Source organism: Arthrobacter rhizophilus, assembly GCF_026241105.1.
Classification (GTDB): domain Bacteria; phylum Actinomycetota; class Actinomycetes; order Actinomycetales; family Micrococcaceae; genus Arthrobacter.
The window spans coordinates 434,264-454,524 of record NZ_JAPFFT010000001.1 but is presented as its reverse complement, the minus strand read 5'-3'; the positions used below and the strand labels follow the sequence as shown (position 1 = coordinate 454,524).

20 protein-coding genes and 1 tRNA gene are annotated in these 20,261 nt (G+C 63.8%); 13 read left to right on the top strand and 8 right to left on the bottom strand.

Translation table 11 applies throughout. From position 1 onward, the window contains the following. Nucleotide 1 precedes the first annotated feature (1 nt). Nucleotides 2–1,651 (bottom strand): arginine--tRNA ligase, encoded by a 1,650-nt coding sequence (gene argS / locus OOZ51_RS02025; protein WP_265977214.1) that lies wholly within the window; start codon nt 1,649–1,651, stop codon nt 2–4. A 228-nt stretch (nt 1,652–1,879) separates the two neighbouring features. On the opposite strand from argS, the gene OOZ51_RS02020 reads away from it, so the two are divergent. From OOZ51_RS02020 to OOZ51_RS01985, 8 genes are all read left to right on the top strand, one after another. Then, complete coding sequence (locus tag OOZ51_RS02020) at nt 1,880–2,353, top strand: FMN-binding protein (RefSeq protein ID WP_265977213.1); 474 nt, start codon at nt 1,880–1,882, stop codon at nt 2,351–2,353. A 5-nt stretch (nt 2,354–2,358) separates the two neighbouring features. Beyond that, nucleotides 2,359–3,231: an FAD:protein FMN transferase gene (locus OOZ51_RS02015; protein ID WP_265977212.1), complete on the top strand. Its 873-nt coding sequence runs from the start codon at nt 2,359–2,361 to the stop codon at nt 3,229–3,231. Beyond that, nucleotides 3,228–4,748: an FAD-dependent oxidoreductase gene (locus OOZ51_RS02010; RefSeq protein ID WP_265977211.1), complete on the top strand. Its 1,521-nt coding sequence runs from the start codon at nt 3,228–3,230 to the stop codon at nt 4,746–4,748. Before OOZ51_RS02015 ends, OOZ51_RS02010 begins: the two co-directional genes overlap by 4 nt. Before the next feature lie 90 nt (nt 4,749–4,838). Continuing rightward, nucleotides 4,839–4,911, top strand: a tRNA-Arg gene (locus tag OOZ51_RS02005). Between the two features lie 144 nt (nt 4,912–5,055). Continuing rightward, nucleotides 5,056–5,184, top strand: a complete 129-nt coding sequence (locus OOZ51_RS02000; RefSeq protein WP_265977210.1) for a hypothetical protein — start codon at nt 5,056–5,058, stop codon at nt 5,182–5,184. Then, a complete protein-coding gene (locus OOZ51_RS01995) occupies nt 5,177–5,350 on the top strand; it encodes a hypothetical protein (RefSeq protein WP_265977209.1) in 174 nt (57 codons plus the stop codon). The genes OOZ51_RS02000 and OOZ51_RS01995 overlap by 8 nt, the downstream gene beginning before the upstream one ends. A gap of 119 nt (nt 5,351–5,469) precedes the next feature. After that, on the top strand, nt 5,470–6,486 hold the full coding sequence (locus OOZ51_RS01990) for a M4 family metallopeptidase (protein WP_265977308.1): 1,017 nt from the start codon (nt 5,470–5,472) through the stop codon (nt 6,484–6,486). 33 nt (nt 6,487–6,519) lie between these two features. Next, nucleotides 6,520–6,828, top strand: coding sequence for a protealysin inhibitor emfourin (locus OOZ51_RS01985; protein ID WP_265977208.1), 309 nt, complete (start codon nt 6,520–6,522; stop codon nt 6,826–6,828). On the opposite strand, the gene OOZ51_RS01980 is transcribed toward OOZ51_RS01985, so the two are convergent. After that, entirely contained in the window at nt 6,825–7,793 is a 969-nt protein-coding gene (locus OOZ51_RS01980; protein ID WP_265977207.1) for a GlxA family transcriptional regulator, read from the bottom strand. The genes OOZ51_RS01985 and OOZ51_RS01980 overlap by 4 nt on opposite strands. 81 nt (nt 7,794–7,874) lie before the next feature. On the opposite strand from OOZ51_RS01980, the gene OOZ51_RS01975 reads away from it, so the two are divergent. The 3 genes from OOZ51_RS01975 (at nt 7,875) to hrpA (ending at nt 13,172) form a co-directional block, all read left to right on the top strand. Then, nucleotides 7,875–8,045 (top strand): hypothetical protein, encoded by a 171-nt coding sequence (locus tag OOZ51_RS01975; RefSeq protein WP_265977206.1) that lies wholly within the window; start codon nt 7,875–7,877, stop codon nt 8,043–8,045. Nucleotides 8,046–8,158: 113 nt separating this feature from the next. Next, a complete protein-coding gene (locus OOZ51_RS01970; protein WP_265977205.1) occupies nt 8,159–9,145 on the top strand; it encodes a helix-turn-helix transcriptional regulator in 987 nt (328 codons plus the stop codon). A gap of 13 nt (nt 9,146–9,158) precedes the next feature. Then, a complete protein-coding gene (gene hrpA / locus OOZ51_RS01965) occupies nt 9,159–13,172 on the top strand; it encodes an ATP-dependent RNA helicase HrpA (RefSeq protein WP_265977204.1) in 4,014 nt (1,337 codons plus the stop codon). A gap of 302 nt (nt 13,173–13,474) precedes the next feature. Here hrpA and OOZ51_RS01960 read toward each other — a convergent pair whose 3' ends face one another. The 3 genes from OOZ51_RS01960 to OOZ51_RS01950 all read right to left on the bottom strand — a co-directional run bounded on the left by OOZ51_RS01960 (nt 13,475) and on the right by OOZ51_RS01950 (nt 16,028). Then, on the bottom strand, nt 13,475–13,903 hold the full coding sequence (locus tag OOZ51_RS01960; RefSeq protein WP_265977203.1) for an HIT family protein: 429 nt from the start codon (nt 13,901–13,903) through the stop codon (nt 13,475–13,477). Further along, a complete protein-coding gene (locus tag OOZ51_RS01955; RefSeq protein WP_265977202.1) occupies nt 13,900–15,093 on the bottom strand; it encodes an NAD(P)-dependent alcohol dehydrogenase in 1,194 nt (397 codons plus the stop codon). The genes OOZ51_RS01960 and OOZ51_RS01955 overlap by 4 nt, the downstream gene beginning before the upstream one ends. A gap of 80 nt (nt 15,094–15,173) precedes the next feature. Beyond that, on the bottom strand, nt 15,174–16,028 hold the full coding sequence (locus OOZ51_RS01950) for a sulfurtransferase (RefSeq protein ID WP_265977201.1): 855 nt from the start codon (nt 16,026–16,028) through the stop codon (nt 15,174–15,176). A gap of 93 nt (nt 16,029–16,121) precedes the next feature. On the opposite strand from OOZ51_RS01950, the gene OOZ51_RS01945 reads away from it, so the two are divergent. Continuing rightward, nucleotides 16,122–17,210 (top strand): PLP-dependent cysteine synthase family protein, encoded by a 1,089-nt coding sequence (locus tag OOZ51_RS01945; RefSeq protein ID WP_265977200.1) that lies wholly within the window; start codon nt 16,122–16,124, stop codon nt 17,208–17,210. A 22-nt stretch (nt 17,211–17,232) separates the two neighbouring features. Here the strand turns inward: OOZ51_RS01945 and OOZ51_RS01940 are convergent, their stop codons facing one another. Next, nucleotides 17,233–17,889 (bottom strand): MBL fold metallo-hydrolase, encoded by a 657-nt coding sequence (locus OOZ51_RS01940; protein ID WP_265977199.1) that lies wholly within the window; start codon nt 17,887–17,889, stop codon nt 17,233–17,235. 123 nt (nt 17,890–18,012) lie between these two features. On the opposite strand from OOZ51_RS01940, the gene OOZ51_RS01935 reads away from it, so the two are divergent. Further along, entirely contained in the window at nt 18,013–18,495 is a 483-nt protein-coding gene (locus tag OOZ51_RS01935; protein ID WP_265977198.1) for a Fur family transcriptional regulator, read from the top strand. Between the two features lie 13 nt (nt 18,496–18,508). Here OOZ51_RS01935 and OOZ51_RS01930 read toward each other — a convergent pair whose 3' ends face one another. Both OOZ51_RS01930 and OOZ51_RS01925 read right to left on the bottom strand, forming a co-directional pair. Beyond that, the gene (locus OOZ51_RS01930) at nt 18,509–19,426 is read right to left on the bottom strand and encodes a metal ABC transporter permease (RefSeq protein WP_265977197.1); all 918 of its coding nucleotides are present in this window, start codon (nt 19,424–19,426) and stop codon (nt 18,509–18,511) included. Next, complete coding sequence (locus OOZ51_RS01925) at nt 19,427–20,242, bottom strand: metal ABC transporter ATP-binding protein (protein ID WP_265977196.1); 816 nt, start codon at nt 20,240–20,242, stop codon at nt 19,427–19,429. Between the last annotated feature and the right edge of the window lie 19 nt (nt 20,243–20,261).

Genomic DNA, 20,261 nt, shown 5'->3' with positions numbered 1-20,261 from the left:
ATCACATCCGTTCCGGAGCTGAAACGCCGAGGAGCCCAAGTCCGTTGGCCAGCACTTGGCTCGTGGCGTCGTTGAGCCACAACCGGGTGCGGTTGACGTCCTGCACCGGCTCGTCCCCTAGCGGCGAAACGCGGCAGGCGTCGTACCAACGGTGGTATGCCCCGGCGATGACCTCAAGGTGGCGGGCCACCCGGTGCGGTTCGCGGAGCTCGGCGGCCTTGGCCACGATGGACGGGTAGCTGCCGAGGTAGGACAGCAGCTCGTTCTCGGTGGCGTGGTCCAGGAGGGAGGCGTCGAAAGCGCCGTGGTCCACGCCGGCCTCGATCGCGTTGCGGGCGGTTCCGCGGGAACGGGCATGCGCGTACTGCACATAGAACACCGGGTTTTCGTTGCTGTTCTTCTTCAGCAGTTCCGGATCCAGCGTGAGCGGCGAGTCTGCGGGGAAGCGCGCCAACGAGTAACGCACCGCGTCCTTCCCGAGCCATTCGATAAGGTCCTTGAGCTCGATGATGTTTCCGGCACGCTTGGACAGCTTGGCGCCGTTGACGGAGACCAGTTGCCCGATCAGGACCTCAATGTTGACCTCGGGGTCATCGCCGGCGCAGGCAGCAATGGCCTTGAGCCGGTTGATGTAGCCATGGTGGTCCGCGCCGAGCAGGTAGATCTTCTCCGTGAAGCCGCGGTCCTTCTTCGACAGGTAATAGGCTGCGTCGGCGGCGAAATACGTCGGTTCGCCGTTGGCGCGGATCATCACCCGGTCCTTGTCGTCCCCAAAGTCCGTGGTGCGCAACCAGACGGCGCCGCCGTCGTCGAACACATGACCCTGCTCCCGGAGGCGCGCAACAGCGGATTCGATCGCACCGACGTCGTGCAGTTCCTGTTCGGAGAAGAAGACATCGAAAGCTACGCCGAATTCGGCAAGGGTGTCCTTGATGTCTTTCATCTGGGCCTGGTAGGCGGCGGCGCGGATCACCGGTAGCGCTGCCACATCGGTGAGTTCACGGATTGCCGGATGGGCCTTGAGGACCTCGTCGCCGAGTTCCCGAATGTACTCTCCGGGGTAGCCGCCTTCCGGAACGCCGCGCCCGTGCAGGCGAGACAGCACCGAGTTCGCAAATACGTTCATCTGCGTGCCGGCGTCGTTGATGTAGTACTCGGCGGTGACCTCCGCGCCGGAGGCGCGGAGCACGCGGGCGATGGAATCGCCCAGGGCGGCCCAGCGGGTGTGTCCAATGTGCAGCGGTCCCGTGGGGTTGGCGGAGACGAACTCCATGTTGACCACATGGCCTGCGAGCGCCTGGTTGGTTCCGTAGGAGCTTCCCGCCTCGACGATGGCCTTGGCCAGTGCGCCGGCGGCGGCCGCGTCCACGGTGATGTTGAGGAAGCCCGGGCCGGCGATTTCCACGGCGGAGACGCCGTCGATCGCTTCCAGTCGCTTGCTGAGAATCGTGGCGAATTCGCGCGGGTTGGTCCCTGCTTGTTTGGCCAGCTGCAAAGCAATGTTGGTAGCCCAGTCGCCGTGCTCCCGGTTCTTGGGTCGCTCCACGCGTACGTCCTCGGGGAGGGCAGATTCGGAAAGCGCAAGCTCGCCAGCGGCGACAGCGTCTTTCAGGCAGGCGGATATGGCGGCGGAGAGTTCTTCGGGAGTCACCCGTCTAGCCTACCGGTGGGGCTTGCAAGTGGTGGAATTCTTTGCTTCGTGATCACGTGCACGTGGGCACCAGTTGGCGCACAGGCTACGCACAGTTTCACCACCTACAGCTCCCAGACTGAACCGCTAGGCTGATTTCAACGTTGAACATCGGAACGGCCTCGTGCCCGAACCGTGCGTCCGGTCCATGTGCCAGACCCTTTCTTGTCCAGTTGAAACGAGCAGAACATGACTACGCCACTCCACAAGAGCATTCTCGTCGGCGCCGCCGGCCTCACCCTCGCCGGCTCGGTGGCAGCTTGCGCGCCCTCCACCCAAGCCAGCGCAGCCCAGAGCAGCACACCGCAGGGTACGAGCACGCAGGCGGGCGCCGGCAAGCTGGCCACGACAGGCTCCTCATCATCGGGCTCGTACAAGGACGGCACCTACAGTGCCGACGGCTCCTACACTTCCCCCAACGGCCAGGAAACCGTAGGCGTCCAGTTGACCTTGTCCGGTGGCAGCATTTCCGGCGTCGACATCACCGTCCACCCCTCGAACCCGAACACCAAGAAGTTCCAGGGCGAGTTCAAGGACGGAATCGCTGCGCAGATCGTCGGCAAGAAGCTGGACGACATCAACGTGTCCAAGGTCGCAGGCTCTTCCCTGACCAGCGGCGGGTTCAACCAAGCCGTGGAAACCATCAAGTCCGAGGCCAAATAGCCGCCATGCCGCACGCGGGCTGGAGCGACTTCGCCTTCGACGGAATCGGAACCAGGTGGGAGATTTCGACGCCGAAGCCCCTTCCGAGTCCGGTCCGCCGCAGCTTGCTGGGTGTTGTGGAGGATTACGACCGAAGCTATTCACGGTTCCGCACCGATTCCCTCATTGCGCGGCTCGCGCGGGAACCCGGAACTGTGGTTCTCCCGGCAGGGGCGTCCGAGTTGGAAGTGTTGTTCAGGAAGTTGTACCGCCTCAGCAGGGGTGCCATGACGCCACTTATCGGCAGCAGCCTTGAGCAGCTGGGCTACGGGGCGGACTATGCCCTGCGGCCCCGCGGCCACCCGGTGCCGGCACCGCGCTGGGAAGATGTCCTGGAGTGGAACGGCTCAAAGATCTCCGCTTCCGCTCCCTTGGTACTGGACATTGGCGCTGCCGGAAAAGGCCAACTGGTGGACCTAGTGGCCGCGGTCCTGCGCTCAGCGCGGATCACAGAGTTCCTTGTGGACGCGAGCGGCGACATGCTCCACTCCGGCGCGGAACCACTGGGAGTGGCCCTCGAACACCCTTACGACCCCACGCAGGCGATCGGCGTCGTCGAACTCCACGACGGTGCCCTGTGCGCTTCTGCGGCCAACCGGCGCGCGTGGGGCGACGGCCTTCACCATGTCCTGGACGGCGCCACCGGGCGCCCGGTGGAGACGGTGGTGGCCACCTGGACCATGGCCCCCTCGGCGCTGGAAGCCGATGCGCTTGCCACGGCACTCTTCTTGGTGGATCCGAAGGTGCTCGACGAAGAATTCGATTTCTCCTGGCTCAAGGTCTATTCGGACGGACACGCCGCCTATTCGGCAGGTTTTGAAGGGACACTGTTCACATGATTGCCATCAAAGCGCGTGCGGACGCCTGGCTCGGCCGATTCACCATGTACCGGCTGATTCTGTGGATCCTCGCCATCCTTGCGGTGTACAGCATGGTGTTGAACGTCCTCGGCTGGCTGACGTTCGGCCTGCCGGAAATGCTCGTCCACCTCGTGCTTTGCCTGGGACTGACGTATGCGTCCAACCGGCTCGTGGCCGTGCTGTTCAAGGTCCGGCCCCATTCGGAGTCTTCGCTCATCACGGGCCTTCTCCTCTACTTCCTGTTCTGGCCCACCGAACTCCTGCCCACTGTTCAGGTTCCTGACATTGCCGGGGTGGTTGTGGCTTGTGTCCTGGCGTCTGCGTCCAAGTATGTGTTGGCTTTCCGTGGCCACCACATTTTCAACCCTGCTGCCGCCGGCGCCTTCATCGCCAGCCTCACGGGTTTGAACATTGCGACATGGTGGGCGGCGACACCGGCCATGTTGTGGCTCCTGGTGCCGGGCGTCCTGCTGGTGCTGTACAGGACGCGGAAGATGCTGATGGCCGGCACGTTCCTGGTGGTCACGGTATCCATCGTGTCCGCCGAACTCCTGCAAGCGGGCATGACATGGGGGTCGGCCCTCTGGCAGCCGCTTGCGCAACGGCCACTCCTGTTCTTCGTGGGCTTCATGCTCACGGAGCCGCTCACCTTGCCGCCTCGGCGCTTGCAGCAATTGGCGCTGGCGGTGGTCGTCGGCGTGTTGTTCGCAGTGCCGTACAACCTGGGTATCGTGGCCAATTCGCCGGAACTTGCGCTGCTCGTAGGCAACTTCCTCGCATTCCTCGCGGGACAACGCCGCGGGGTCATGCTGACCTTCAAGGGGTCGCGTCCCCTGACTCCGTCCACTACCGAATTCCGTTTTGAGCCGCGCCGTCCCGTTCGTTACCTTCCCGGGCAGTTCATGGAGCTCAACCTTCCGCACCCGCGCTCCGACGGGAAGGGACGGAGACGGGTCTTCAGCATCACCAGCGCGCCAGACTCGCCGGAGTTGACTTTCGGCGTCGGCACGGCGGAGCCGATCTCGGCCGCCAAGCGCGCGTTGCTCGCCCTTGAGGCCGGAGAATGCGTTCGTGGCACCGCAGTAGGCGGTGACTTTGTCCTACCGTCCGACGTCGGCAGGCCCGTGCTGCTCATCGCTGCGGGGATCGGGATCACGCCTTTCTTGTCCCAACTGGCGTCGCTCGACTCCGAGCGAAGGGACATCGTGGTGTTGTATCTCGCCCCCAGCGCGGCCGAACTTGCCGGGCGGGATGTCCTGGAGGCCTCCGGTGCGCGCGTCATTGCGCGCATGGCAGACGGTTCCCCACCGCCGTCGTTCATGCACGACGCCGGACAGGGCCGGATCGATGGCAACTCGCTGCGGGAACTCGTTCCCGATGTTGCCGGACGGGACGTGTACGTGTCCGGGTCCCCGACAAACGTGGACTCCCTCCGCGCCGCCGCACGCCGGGCAGGAGCCCGAAGAATCCATACCGACTCGTTCTCGGGCTACTGACGCGGCGCACAGCCTCACCGTTTTCCATTGCGGCGCGGTGACCTGCTAAGCTCGTGGACGTCCCTCCGGCAACGGACGGGAGCCCTGGATGCCCTCGTAGCTCAGGGGATAGAGCGTCTGCCTCCGGAGCAGAAGGCCGTAGGTTCGAATCCTATCGAGGGCACAACAGAAAATCCCGCCAGTCCAAGGACTGGCGGGGTTTTTCTTTGCCCCGGCGGGTTGCGGGGATGGCAATTCAAAAATAAGTGGAAAAACCGCGTCACGTTTTGCTCCCTCCCTACACATGGTTCTTGTGCAGATACCAAAAATGGAGCCGGGAACTGCGTTCCCGGAGCTGGAAGCCAAAGCGCCGGTCCTTGCCGGGAAACTCTCGCGGCTGCCAGCGGCACAACTCGCAACCGTCCTTCGCCCGGAACCAGAGGACACTGATGCCTGACTGTGAAGCCGCCCGCCGCAACAAACAAGCCCTCTACGAAATCGACTTGGCGTGGGGCAATGGCATCGTGGACCTCGGCAAGCTGCAACGGATCCTCAAGGGTTCCGAAAACGATGTGGACCCCTTGCCTCCATGCCCGATGGAGGCCTCCCACTTGACGCGATAACGGACATGCCGCACCGAGCCGGCCAAAATGTCGGTGGCCGCTTCTAAGCTGTTCGTACCCGGTCAAGTCCACCAGGTACGAAAGGGTTCGCTGTGATCTGTTCCATCATTCCGCCCTACATGCTGCGCAGGCTGGCAACCCAGAATGAGCCCCGCCTGCGGATCATTGCACGGGCGGCCAAGGAATCCCTGCTCCACATCAAGTCCCTTCAGGCGGTCCGCTCGCTTCCGGTGCCGGCCCCGGTACCCACAGCGCGCCAGGCCAGGCCCGGTCCGCCGAAACGGACCATCTACGACACCGGATCCACCGAGGTCCTGCCGGGAAAGCTCTTCCGCAAGGAGGGCGGTGCGGCTACCGGAGACGCGGCCGCCGATGAAGCCTACGACGGACTAGGCGAAACCCACAGGCTCTACGCAGAGGTGTTCAGCAGGAATTCGATCGACGGCGCCGGGCTGAAACTCGATGCCACCGTCCACTACGGCCAGCTATACGACAATGCGTTCTGGAATGGCAGCCAGATGGTCTTCGGTGACGGCGACGGTGAGATCTTCCAAAGGTTCACCAAGTCGCTCAGCGTGATCGGGCACGAACTTGCACACGGCGTCACCCAGTACACTGCAGCCCTCGCCTATCGGAACCAGGCGGGAGCCCTCAACGAGTCCATGTCCGACGTTTTCGGAGCGCTGGTGGAGCAGCATGCCAGAAAGCAATCCGCTGCCGAGGCCAGCTGGCTGATCGGCGAGGGCTTGTTCACCGATGCCGTTCAAGGCGCCGCGCTCCGCTCAATGAAGGCACCGGGTACCGCCTACGACGACGACGTGCTCGGGAAGGATCCGCAACCGGACTCCATGGATACGTATGTTCGCACCACCGCAGACAACGGCGGTGTCCACATCAACTCAGGCATTCCCAACAAGGCTTTCTCCATCGTTGCGCTGGAGTTGGGCGGCAACGCGTGGGAGGCGCCCGGCCAGATCTGGTACAACACCCTGACAGGCGGCTCCCTACCCGCCACGTGCACGTTCCGGCGGTTCGCCAAGGCAACCGCGACGTCTGCGGAGGAACTGTTTGGGGCTGGTTCTTCCGAGCATGACGCCGTCCTGAAGGCGTGGGAAACTGTGAAGGTAAAGCTCTAGCAACACTCACCAGAGCAGTGGAAGCCGTCGAACATGAAAATCACCGTCCAGCGCAGCGGCGGCGTCGCCGCGATCACGCGCGTCTGGACCGTGGATGCCGCCAGCTCCGAAGATAAGCAACGCTGGATGCCGATCGTGGAGGCCTGCCCTTGGGATCAGGTGCCGTCGCGCGGTCAGGTAGCCGGGCAAGTAGCCGGTCAGGTAGCCGGGCAAGCCGACCGGTTCATGTATTCGATCCGCGCGGGACAACACCGGGCGACGCTCCCGGAAACCGCTGTCACCGGGCCATGGCACACCCTCGTGGAGCACGCCAAGGTGGAAGGCCGGGAAACCCTCCGCTAGCCGACTTCGGCCAACTGGCCGCGGAAAGCCCTCCGGTAGGACTGCGGGCTCGTGTCCAGGACCTTGGCAAAGTGGTGCCTCAGGAGCACGGAATGCCCGAACCCGGCTTCGCGCGCAACTTCGTCAATATTCAGTTCGGTGGTTTCCAGGAGTTCCTGGGCTCGGAGCACTCGCTGCGAGTTGAGCCAGGCTGCAGGTGTGGCGCCCGTCTCGGCCCGGAAACGGCGTGCGAAGGTCCGGGCGGACATGTGAAGCCGGGACGCCAGTTCGTTGACACTGTGGTCGCGATCAAGGTTCTCCACCATCCAGCGCAGCAAGGCCTCCATGGGCGCGGAGCCGCACGTGGGCATGGGCCGATCGATGAACTGGGCCTGGCCGCCGTCCCGGTGCGGTGGAACCACCATGTCGCGCGCAATGGCTGCTGCGACATTGGCACCCAACTCCACACGGACCAGATGCAGGCAAGCGTCAATCCCTGCCGCCGTACCTGCGCTCGTAATAAGTGTTCCGTCCTGGACGTAGAGCACGTTCTCGTCCACATGGATCTTCGGATACCTGCTGGCCAGGTCCTGGGAGTAGTGCCAGTGCGTTGTGCAGCGGCGCCCGTCCAAGAGCCCAGCGCGCGCAAGTGCGTATGCTCCGGAACAAATGGACATGACCCATGCCCCGCGCGCGTGGGCTGCCCTCAGGGCATCCAGCACGGATTCCGGAACGTCCTCGTCCCTGCCGTAGGGGGCCATGATGACGAGGTCGGCATCATCCGCGGCCTCCAGCCCCAGGCCGACGTGCATCGACAGGCCGGACTTCATCTTCACATCGCCCGGGACAGGGGTGCAGACCCTGAAATCAAAGCTCGGAACGCCGCTCCCCCGGTCCCTGCGATCAATGCCAAAGACCTCGTAGGCGGTCCCGAACTCGAAGATCGAGAAGTTGGGAACCACAATGATTGCCACCGTTTTCAACATAACTCCAGTGTGGCAGAAAATTGCCTAAATGGGTCATTTCTGCCACTGTTTCTTGAACTGGATCAGGAACACGATGGAGACATGGAAATCGTCGGAATCTTGGTGTTCATCATCCTCGTCATCACTGCCGCTGCTACCGTCTCAGCAGTTCTTCGGGACGGCCGCGGCCACCTTCCCCCCGTCCGTTCCGAAGAGCCTTGGACCGCCCGGGAACTGCCCAGCACTCCTTACTGGACGCTTCGCGTCTTCTAACCACGCCCTATCCGAGCCTTCCTGCGCGGCCCGTCCGCTGCCGGAAGGCCCGGACACAGCCTAGAACTCAATGAGGACGGCTATTGTCCGCATTTTGGGCTAGATTCAATGCCATGATCCAGACGTCCGCCAGGCTGCTGCAATTGCTTTCCTTGCTGCAGGTCCGGCGCGAATGGACCGGTCCGGCATTGGCCAACCGGATGGGAGTCACCGAGCGGACCGTCCGCCGCGACATCGACAAGCTCCGCAACCTGGGCTATCCCATCCATGCTTCGCCCGGCATAGCCGGTGGCTACCAATTGGGCGCCGGAGCCCAACTCCCCCCACTACTGCTCGACGACAACGAGGCCTTGGCGGTCGCTTTGGGACTGAACTCCGTGGCGGCGGGCCCTGTGGCCGGTATCGGGGAGGCGTCCGTACGCGCACTCGCCAAACTCGAACAGGTGCTGCCCTCCCGTCTGCGCCCCAAGTTCGCCATGCTCAAGGCCGCGGTCACCACGCTGCCGAGCAACGCGGCGTCGGTGGACCCCCAGCAGCTCACTGTGGTCTCTGCCGCGATCGCAGACAAACGGCAACTCAGTTTCGACTACGTCAAGGCCGACGGCGACGCCGGCCGCCGCCTCGTGGAACCGTACCGCTTGGTGGACACCGGGCGCCGCTGGTATCTCGTGGCGTGGGACGTTGACCGGGAAGACTGGCGCACGTTCCGTGCGGACCGCATCGCTTCCTTGCCGGTTGAACGGAAGAGGTATGTGCCGCGCCCCTTGCCGGCCAAGGACCTCGCGGACTACGTCCAGCGATCCGTGACCCGCTCGCCGTACCGCTACGACGTCGTCGTCCGCCTCCATGCCCCCATTGGCGAGGTGGCCGCCGTCGTCGGCCCGCAGCTCGCCAGCTTGAGCGACGACGGCGGGAACGCCACCCTCCTCCGCGCGGGCTGGGACAGCCTGGCACAACCGGCCGCCCACCTCGCTGCCCTGGACATGGACTTTGAGATCATCTCCCCCGATGAGTTCAAGGACTACGCGCGCACCATGGCCGGGCGATTGGAAAAAGCCGCCGGGAACCACGCACTGCAAGGCGACGCGCCGCCACAGTAGACTGTCAGCAGCCATGACACTTCATATTTCCTACCCCGCAGAGCTGCCCGTCTCCGAGCGCCGCGAGGACTTGATGGCGGCCATCGCCGCAAACCAGGTGACTATCATCGCCGGCGAAACCGGCTCCGGAAAGACTACCCAGATCCCCAAGATGTGCCTGGAACTGGGCCTCGGGGACAAGGGGTTGATCGGCCACACCCAGCCCCGCCGCCTTGCCGCACGAACGGTTGCCGAACGTATCGCCTTCGAGATGGGCGTGGAGATCGGGCAGGAAGTGGGCTTTCAGGTCCGATTCACAGGGGAGGTCAGCAAGGCCACCAAGGTCAAGTTGATGACCGACGGAATCCTGCTCGCGGAAATCCAGCGCGACAAGCTGCTGCGGAAATACAGTGCCATCATCATTGACGAGGCACACGAGCGCAGCCTCAACATCGACTTCATCCTGGGCTACCTCAAGCGGATCCTGCCGCAGCGGCCGGACCTGAAGGTCATCATCACTTCGGCCACGATCGATCCCCAGCGTTTCGCCAAGCATTTCGGCAGCGAGGAAGAGCCCGCGCCAATCATTGAGGTCTCGGGCCGGACGTACCCCGTGGAAATCCGCTACCGGCCGCTGTCCCAGCCAGCCGGAGGTGGCGATGAAGACGCGTCCGACGACGAACTCGAGGAAGACCGCGATCCCCTCGATGCAGTGTGCGACGCCGTCGACGAACTTGCACTGGAAGCTCCCGGCGACATTCTGGTGTTCTTCTCCGGCGAGCGCGAGATCCGCGACGCAGCAGAGGCCCTGAACGGCCGGATCGCGTCCAACCGAAGGCTTGCGGGAACCGAAGTCCTGCCACTGTTTGCCCGCTTGAGCCTGCAGGAGCAGCACAGGGTCTTCAACCCCGGCGGTAAGAGGCGGATCATCCTGGCCACGAATGTCGCGGAAACGTCCCTGACGGTTCCCGGCATCAAGTACGTCATCGACACCGGTACGGCCCGTATCTCGCGTTACTCGCACCGGACCAAGGTGCAGCGGCTGCCGATTGAACGCGTATCGCAGGCCTCGGCAAGCCAGCGCTCCGGTCGTTGCGGCCGTGTCTCTGAAGGCATTGCGATCCGGCTCTATTCGGAGGAAGACTTTGAGTCCCGTCCCCAGTTCACCGATCCGGAGATCCTAAGGACCAACCTCGCGGCCGTCATCCTGCAGATGACTGCCATGGGAGTAGCCCGCGGCCCCAAAGACGTAGAGAACTTTCCGTTTGTTGAGCCGCCGGACTCCCGTGCCATCAACGACGGCGTCACGCTGTTGCGCGAACTCGGCGCCCTGAGCCCTGCCCGCACGGGCGACGGCAGCACTCCCCCCACGAGCGACGGCAGCACTCCCCACACGGGCGACGGCGGCAACGGGCGTGCGGGCAGCGGCCTGACCGCCGTCGGGCAGAAATTGGCGCAGCTGCCGGTCGACCCCCGGCTCGGCAGGATGATTGTGGAGGCCGGAAGACGCGGGTGCGTCAAGGAAGTCATGATCCTGGCGGCTGCTTTGACGATCCAGGATCCGCGCGAGCGCCCGACGGACAAGCAACAGCTTGCAGCGGAGAAGCACGCACGCTTCCGGGACGAGAACTCGGACTTCACCGGATTCCTGAATCTCTGGAACTACATCCAGGAAAAGCAGCAGGAGCTCTCCTCCACGCAATTCCGCCGGCTCTGCAGGACTGAGTTCATCAACTACCTGCGCGTCCGCGAATGGCAGGACCTCTTCCAGCAATTGCGCCAGCTCGCCAAGCCACTGGGCATCACTATCGACAACAAGCGCGAGGCAGACCCCGTAGGCAACAACGAGGCCATCCACATCAGCTTGCTCTCGGGGCTGCTGAGCCACATCGGCCTGCTGGATGAACGCAAGCGCGAATACGCCGGAGCACGCGGCAGCCGGTTCGCCATCTTCCCGGGCTCGGCCTTGTTCAAGAAGTCTCCGGCCTTTGTCATGGCCGCGGAATTGGTTGAAACAAGCCGGCTCTGGGCGCGGGTCGCGGCAAAGTTCGATCCGTTGTGGGCCGAGCAAGTTGCGCCGGACCTGGTGAAGCGCTCCTACAGCGAGCCCCACTGGTCCGCCCGGACAGGTTCGGTCATGGCGCACGAGAAGGTGATGCTCTACGGAGTTCCCATCATCCCGAACCGCCGCATCAATTACGGCCGGATCGACCCGGAGCTTTCCCGCGAACTCTTCATCCGGCACGCCCTCGTCGAAGGCGATTGGAAGACCCACCACAAGTTCTTCCACCGCAACCGCGCCCTACTCCACGAGATCGAGGAACTCGAGACCAGGATGCGCCGCCGGGACATCCTGGTGGATGACCACACGCTGTTCGAGTTCTACGACGCCAGGATCGGCAAGGACGTGGTCTCCGAACGGCACTTCGACAAATGGTGGAAGGAAGCCCGCCAGCAAGACCCCACCCTGCTGGACTTCGACCAATCGCTCCTCATCAGCGAGGATGCGGAGGCCTTGGATGATTCTGCTTATCCGAAAACGTGGCTGCACAAAGGCTTTGAGCTGCCGCTGAGCTACGAGTTCCACCCCGTGGCTCCCGGCTCGCCGCCTAATCCCTCGGACGGTGTCACAGCGGAAGTCCCCGTGCTGTTCCTTAACCAGCTCGACGACGCCGCCTTCCGATGGCAGATCCCCGGCCAACGGGTGGAGCTCGTCACGGCGTTGATCAAGTCGCTGCCTAAGCACATCCGGAAGAACTTCGTCCCGGCCCCGGATGTTGCCAGGCAAGCAGCTGCTGCCTTGGAGAATGACTTCGATCCTGCCTCGGACGACCTTGAGGCCTCGCTCGAACTCGTACTGCGCCGTATCCGCGGACACATCATCCCTCCGGGCTCCTGGAATTGGGACTTCGTGCCGGCGCACCTGCGTGTCAGTTTCAAGGTGGTGGACAGCCGCGGCAAGGTGCTGGACGAAGGTAAGGACCTCGCCGCCCTTCAGGAACAACTGGCCCCGGCGACCCGCCGGGCCATCGCCGAGTCCCTCGGGGCAACACCCGCGACGACGGCCCGCGCCAACGGGCCGAGGGGCACCGGAGCGCCCACCGCCGGGGTTACGGCTGCCGGAGTTCCCGCCTCGTCCGACGGTAACGGCCCGATCTCTCAGACCGCCGGTTTCCTGTCCGAGCAATCTGGGCTCACCGGGTGGACCTTCGGCGCAATTGAACGCCAAGTGACCCGCACGGTGAAGGGGCACGACGTCACGGGTTTCCCGGCCCTGCTAGATGAGGGCAAGTCCGTCGCGCTGCGGGTATTCCAGACCCGGGCAGAGCAAGAGTCCGCCATGCGTGGCGGTGTCATCCGTTTGCTCTCGTTGCGGGTTCCCGCCCCGGACCGCTACGTCCTGGAACACTTGAACAACACCGAGAAACTGACGTTCAGCCAGAACCCGCACGGCTCAGTGAGCGCTTTGATCGCGGACTGTGCCCTCGCGGCTATCGACAAGCTGACTCCGGCCGAACTCCCCTGGGACAAGGCAGCGTTCGATGCCCTTTACGAAGTGGTCCGAGCAGAACTGATCGACACCGTCTTCACGGTGACAGCCGTCGTCGAACGCGTTTTGGCCAGCACCCGGCGGATCGAGAAGCAACTCAAGGGCAGCACGAGCCTCGCCTTGATCAGTGCGCTCAATGACATGAAGAGCCAACTGGAGCAACTCGTGTTCGCTGGTTTTGTGGCACGGACGGGCTACGCACAGCTCAGCCAGCTGCCGCGGTATCTGGCCGGAATTGAGAAGCGCCTCGAAAAGCTTCCGAACAATGTCCAGCGGGACGGGTTGAACATGTCCGTCGTGCAGGCCTTGGAAGACGACTACGACGACGCCGTGTCTGCGCTGCTCCCAGGCCGACGCGCGGGTGCCGAGTTAACACGGGTGCGCTGGATGATCGAGGAACTCCGTGTGAGCCTCTTCGCCGTGGAGCTCGGCACAGCCTACTCAGTCTCGGAAAAACGTATCCGGACGGTGCTCAACCAGGCGCTGGCACCCGCGTAGCCGAGGCGCCGGGAGGATACCGATCCTCGCTCACATATCACGGCCATTCTTTCATCCCTCTTGCACTTATAAGGGTCAAAACCGAAACCCTCCTGCAGTTCATAGAACTGATCCCCGGAAAATCGGAACTGAATTTCTCAGTCCAACCTCCGGGGAGCAGTTCACATCTTGTGCAGGAGGGTTTCGGGTTTCTCCAACAAAGGTGAGCGAGCGTCGCCCGAAAGCAGCCTATATCCGCAGGAGGATCGGGAAAAGGCGCCAAAGGTGAGCGAGCGTCTGGGAGAGTTCCGCGGCGCCCAACCTCAGTCCGCCGGAACGAACTCTCCGTGCCCGGCTGCGCGGAGGCCGGCACGAAGCTTGACCCCGCTCGTGTCCATGGTTGTGGGATCCGGGTGACGGTCAACGTTGTGGACCTCGAAATCGGCCATGGAGTAGGCCGGCCACACGTGGACGTGCAGGTGCTCGATCTCAAAACCCTCCACGAGAACTCCGATGCGTTTGGCCGCGAACACATCCTCCTGCACTTTGCCGATCTTCTGGGCCACATCCATGACCTTGCCCAACAATTCCGGCGAAGCGTCGGTCCAGGAATCAACCTCGTCTCGAGGGACCACCAAAGTGTGGCCCTGGGTGATGGGGGCGATGGTCAGGAAAGCCACGACGTGGTCGTCCTTCCAGACAAAACGTCCGGGAATCTCGCCGTTGATGATCTTTGTAAACAGGGTGCTCATACGTCTGCCTCTTCCGAAGGGGGCTGAAGGGTCTTGGTGTCCAGGACGAAACGGTATTTTACGTCGCCGGCAACCATGCGATCGAAGGCCTCATTGAGTTGCCGAGCGGTGACGACTTCGACATCGCTGACCAGGCCGTGCTCGGCACAGAAATCCAGCATTTCCTGGGTCTCGGCAATCCCGCCGATCAGCGAGCCCGCGTAGGAGAGCCGGCGTCGGATCAGCGCGCCGGGACTGAGCGGAGGCATGTCTGTGGAAGGCAGTCCCAATTGGAAGAGTGCGCCGTTCAGCCGCAGGGTGCGGAAGTACGGGTTCAGGTCATGGGGCGCCGCAACGGTGTCGATAATCACGTCAATAGTGCGGTTGGCGCCCGCCATGGCTTCGGGGTCCTTTGAGAGGATCACGTCGTCCGCACCAAGCTCGATTGCCGCCTCAACCTTGGCATCCGAGGAGGTGAAGACCACCACCTGCGCGCCCATCGCCTTGGCGATCTTGACGGCCATGTGGCCCAATCCGCCGAGTCCGACGACGCCCACCACGTCCCCTTCCTCGACGTCGAAGTAACGCAGCGGCGAGTAGGTAGTGATGCCCGCACACAGCAATGGCGCCACCGCGGCAGGGTCAAGGCCCTCGGGCACGCGCAGCACGAAGCGGCGGTCAACCACCACCGAAGTTGAGTAACCGCCCTGGGTGATGGCGTCGCCGTTCCGGCCGTCCCTCACGCCGTAGGTTCCCACGTTTCCGCGTTCGCAATACTGTTCAAGGCCTTCGAGGCAACTGTCGCACTCCCGGCAGGAGTCCACCAAGCAGCCGACGCCCACCAGGTCACCGGCCGCGAAGTCGTCAACGGCCGAGCCCACGCTGCGGACCCGGCCCACGATTTCGTGGCCTGGAACCAGCGGATAGCTTTGGGCCCCCCATTCGCCCCGTGTCGCGTGGACATCTGAGTGGCACAGGCCGCAGAAATCGATCTCGATCTCGACGTCGTCTTCCTTGGGTGCGCGGCGGGCCACAGTCAGGGGGACAAGACCGCTCACCGCAGAAGTCGCACCGTAGGCTGCCGCGAGAGTTGGCGACGCGATAGGCGCGGCCACGGGGTTTGATGGGGTGGCGGGCGCGGCGAACGCTGTCTCGTCACTCACGACGAGCGGTTTGCCGAGGGGCGGGGGAACGGGGCGTCCGGGAGTCATGCCTCGACGCTACCCCTGCGAACTGAATTATTGCCACCCAGTGCCGCCAGGTCCTCCGGCGTCATTGACCGAAGCAAATTTCACCGGCCGGGCGCGCCCAGGGGCTCGGCACCCGTCACCACCCGGTTGGAGTCAAACGAGGACCACTGCGAAAAGGACCCCGGGAACAGCGCGGCCTTGAATCCGGCAATTTCAAGGGCGGCGATTTCATGGGCTGCAGTCACACCTGAACCGCAGTAGACAGCCACTTTGCTGCCATCGTCGATGCCCAGGGCAGCAAATCTATAGCGGAGCTCGGCTGCACGGAGAAATGTGCCGTCCGTGCCGAGGTTTCCGGCGGTGGGGGCGCTCAACGCGCCGGGGATGTGTCCGGCGCGGGGATCAATAGGTTCGATTTCACCGCGGTAGCGTTCTCCCGCGCGGGCATCGAGAAGGATTCCGCGATTGTGCCAGTCTGCCGCTTCCTCCATGCTGATCGCTTCCATGTGGCCGTGTCCAAGAACGACGTCGCCGGGGACCGGTGGTTGCTCATCCTGGGCCAACGGGTAGCCGGCCGCGCGCCAGGCGCCCAATCCGCCGTCGAGCAGGAACACGGAATGGAAACCGGCGTCCCGGAGCAGCCACCATGATCGCGCCGCCGCGGTGCTGCCGCTGTCGTCATACGCAACCACGGTGTCGCCGTCGTTGATGCCCCAAGCACGGGCGCTTTGCTGCAGCGCAGCGGTGCGCGGCAACGGGTGCCTACCCTGGCCCTCGGCGGAGGGATCCGCGAGCTCATTGTGCAAGTCCACGTAGACTGCGCCGGGGATGTGGGCCTGGCGGAAATGCGAGTGGCCGTGCGGATCGCCCAGCACCCAGCGGACATCGAGCAATACCGTCCGTTTGCCCGCGTCCATGCGGTCCTTGAGCGCGGCTACGTCAATGAGGGTGGCCATCAAATCTCCTTCGTTTTGCAGCGACTACCTATCAGCTGCCAACCGGTCACCAGCCTATCCTTGCGCGGCAGGCACCGCCGGTAGGCTGGATCGGTGAGCACTCTACGCAATCAGGACCGGGCATGGGCCAGCGAGGCAATCCGCCGCATCGAGGCCGAGAACAACCGCTCGGCGGACACGCACCTCTACGCGGTGCCACTCCCCGAACACTGGGGCGTCCAGCTCTACCTCAAGGACGAGTCCACGCACCGTTCCGGCAGCCTCAAGCATCGTTTAGCCCGGTCGCTCTTCCTCTACGGCCTGGTCAACGGCTGGATCACCGACGGGACCACCATCGTCGAGGCTTCGAGCGGCAGCACAGCGGTATCGGAGGCATACTTCGCCAGGCTGATCGGGCTTCCGTTCATCGCCGTGATGACCCGGACCACCAGCCCGGAAAAGATCGCGCTCATCGAAGAGTTCGGTGGCGCCTGCCTGCTGGTGGACCATGCTTCCGAGGTCTATGCGGTAGCCGAGGACGTTGCCCGAACGTCCGGCGGTTACTACATGGACCAATTCACCTTCGCCGAGCGCGCCACCGACTGGCGGGGGAACAACAACATCGCCGAGTCGATCTTTGAGCAACTCGCCCTCGAAGAGCACCCCGTACCCGAGTGGATCGTGGTGGGCGCGGGCACAGGGGGAACCAGTGCCACCATCGGCCGGTACCTGCGGTACCACTGCCACTCCACCCGGCTGGCCGTTGTCGATCCGGAGAACTCAGCGTTCTATCCGGGTTGGCGCGACGGCGTTTCGGACTATTCCACGGGGATGCCGTCCCGCATCGAAGGCATTGGGCGGCCCCGGATGGAGCCCAGCTTCGTCCCGGCCGTCATCGACTCCATGATCCAGGTTCCCGACGCAGCTTCTGTGGCGGCCATGCGGCAACTGCAGCGGCTTGCCGGGCTTCATGCGGGGCCATCCACCGGAACCAACCTTTGGGGCGTCTGCCAATTGATTGCCGACATGGTGGCCCAGGGGAAGCGCGGCAGCATTGTGTCCCTCATGTGCGACGCCGGCGATCGCTACGCGGGAAGCTATTACAACCCGGCCTGGATCGCCGAGCGCGGCCTGGATCCCGCGCCGTACGAGGCAATCCTGATCGACTTCTTCGAGACGGGCACGTGGCCAAGCACTATGTAGACGGCGCGGCCAGCGGACCTGGCTAGACCTCCACAGACTCCCGCGGGGACAGCCTGGCGTAGCTGGTGCCGTACTTCGCGCCGATCCGGGTCACATGGGCTTCAACCAACCCGCGTCCCAGTTCGTTGAGCAGGCCATCGTGGACCGGGTAGGCCTTGGGTGCCCGGACGGAGATCACGAAGTCCACCACTTCGCCCACCTTTGACCACGGTGCGTGAATCGGCACCAGGAGCGTCTTGACGTCAATGCCATCAGGGACAACGAACGAGTCGCCTGGGTGGAAGACGTTTTCGTCCACGAGGTAGCCGATGTTGGCCACCACGGGAATCTGCGGGTGGATGAGGGCATGCTGCCCTCCGAAGGAGCGTATCGCGAAGCCACCGGCTTCGAAGGAGGAGCCGGGTTCGACGGCGTGCACCCGGCCGCCGTCGTCGCCCGCTTTGACAGCGAGCTGGGAGGCGACACCTGCAGGTGCATGCACCTGCAGTCCGGGGTTTCCCTTGAGCGCCTCGACCACTGCGTCGGCGTCCACATGGTCAGCGTGCTCGTGGGTGATCAGCACCGCGTGGGCCCCGGCAAGGGCTTCCTCGGACTCGGAGAAGGTGCCCGGGTCAATCACGAGGACCTGGCTGTCCTTTTGCAGGCGGACACAAGCGTGGGTGAACTTGGTGAGCTTCATGCTGCCAGCCTAGGGGCGGGCCTCCGGCGGTGTCCACGAGCCGGCGCCCAAGGACCGGTGTCCACGGGTGGCCGGCTGGTAACCTTGGTGTTTGCGAACATCCACATCGAAATGAGTTCACGAATGTCACACGGCGCGAATGCCGCCACGTCCGGGCCCGCAGCCCAGCCGCTCCCGGCTGCGAAGGATCCCGCTGTCAGGGAGCAGCGCGTCACCAAGCAGCGCCTGGCTGTCAGTGCCGCCCTGGACGAACTGGACGATTTCGTGAGCACCCAGGAACTGTACAGGTTGCTCCAGAACCAGGGCGTCTCTGTGTCCTTGGCCACGGCTTACCGCATTCTGCAGTCCCTAGCCGACGATGGCCTCATAGATGTCCTTCGCAATGCCGACGGTGAAGCCGTCTACCGCCGCTGCGCCGTAACGGGTCACCACCATCACTTGCTATGCCGCAATTGCGGCAAGGCCGTCGAGGTGGAGGCACCGGCCGTCGAGACATGGGCGGCCCGGGTGGCAGCCGAGAACGGCTACACCGAAGTGGCCCACACCGTAGAGATTTTCGGACTCTGCCTCGAGTGCACGGCCAAGAAGGCCGCCGGACTGCTCTAGCCAGCCACCGCGTCTAGCCAGCCACCGCGCGGTCCTCGGCTGCTCGGTCCATGACAGCGTGCGGACGGACTACCCGGCCGTTGATCCCCCGTTTGGCGCGTACGTTGCCGATGATCCGGCACACCACGTAGATCAGGAACGACAATGTGGTGACGTACGGGCTGATGGGAATCCTGCTGCCGAGCGCCAGGAGGATTCCGCCCACCGTGGCTGTGATGGCAAAGAGCACGCTCAACAGGACCACAAGCCGCGGCGAAGTGGTCACCCGCAGGGCAGCTGCCGCGGGAGTGATCAGCAGGGCCAGTACCAGCAATGCGCCGACTATCTGGATGGACAGTGCAACGCTGACGCCGAGCAACACCATGAAGGAAATCGCCAACCCGCGGACGGGCACTCCCCTGGCTTCCGCCATCTCGGGATCAACGCTAGCGAAACTCAGCGGACGCCACATTGCGGTGAGCGCGATCATGACCACCACGGCCGTGCCTGCCAGAACCTGGAGCTGCACGGTGTCCACCGAGACGATCTGGCCGGTCAGGAGTCCGAACTTGTTGGCAGCCCGGCCTTGGTAAAGGGCCAGGAACAAAATGCCAAGGCCCAGTCCGAACGGCATGATGACGCCAATGATCGAGTTCTTGTCCCGTGCCCGGACGCCCATGAGTCCCAGCAGCAGTGCGGCCGCAACAGAACCCGCCAGCGAGCCAAGAATGATGTCCGTTCCGATGAGCAACGCGAATGAGGCCCCGGCGAAGGACAATTCCGAAATGCCGTGCACGGCGAAAGCGAGGTCCCGTTTCATCACGAAAGTGCCCACGAGCCCGCCGAGCAAGCCTAGGACGGCACCAGCCCAGATGGAATTCTGCACCAACGCCAGCAGTTCGCCGTAGTTTTCAAAGTTGAAGATGGTGTGCAGGATGCTGCCAAAGTCCATTTAGTGGCTCTCCTCCACGCCGGCGTGCGCGTCATCATGGTAGTGGGTGGTGGCGTCCGGAAGCCCGACGACGACGATCCGGCCGTTCGCGCGGATAACCTCCACATGGCTGTTGTACAGCTCGGAGAGAACCTCTGTGGTCATGACCTCTTCGGGTGTTCCCACCCTGAACCTGCCGCCTGCGAGGTAGAGGACACGGTCTACGTAGTCGATGACCGGGTTGATCTCGTGGGTCACAAACACCACGGCGCTGTTCCGTTCGTGGCATTGCCGGTCAATGAGGGCGCTCACGGCCCGTTGGTGGTGCAAATCCAGGGAGAGCAGCGGTTCGTCACAGAGCAGGAGTTCAGGCTCAGTGGCCAACGCCTGCGCAACGCGGAGCCTCTGCTGCTCCCCTCCCGACAATTGGCCAACTGGAACGCGGGCGTAATCGCTTGCACCTACCAGTTCCAAAAGACTGTCAACGCGGTCATTGACAGCCTTGGGGTTAATCCGCAAACCCCAGCGGTGGCCGTCGACGCCGAGGGCAACCAGGTCCCGGGCGCGCAGCGGTGTGTCCGGGGTAAAGGACTTCTGCTGCGGGACATAGCCGATCCTTCGGCTGCCTCGTTCAACGGGGTGTCCGCCCACGGTCACCGTCCCTGAGTGGAGTTGCTGCAGGCCGAGGAGGACTTTGAGGAAACTGGTCTTGCCGCTGCCGTTGGGACCAAGCACAGCGAAGAACTCACCCGCCCTGATGTCCACATCGAGGTCCTTCCAGAGGGCCCGCTGGCCAAACTGGAGACCCGCGCCGCGAAGGCTCACTACCGGTGTCAAAAAGAAATCCTCGATCCAT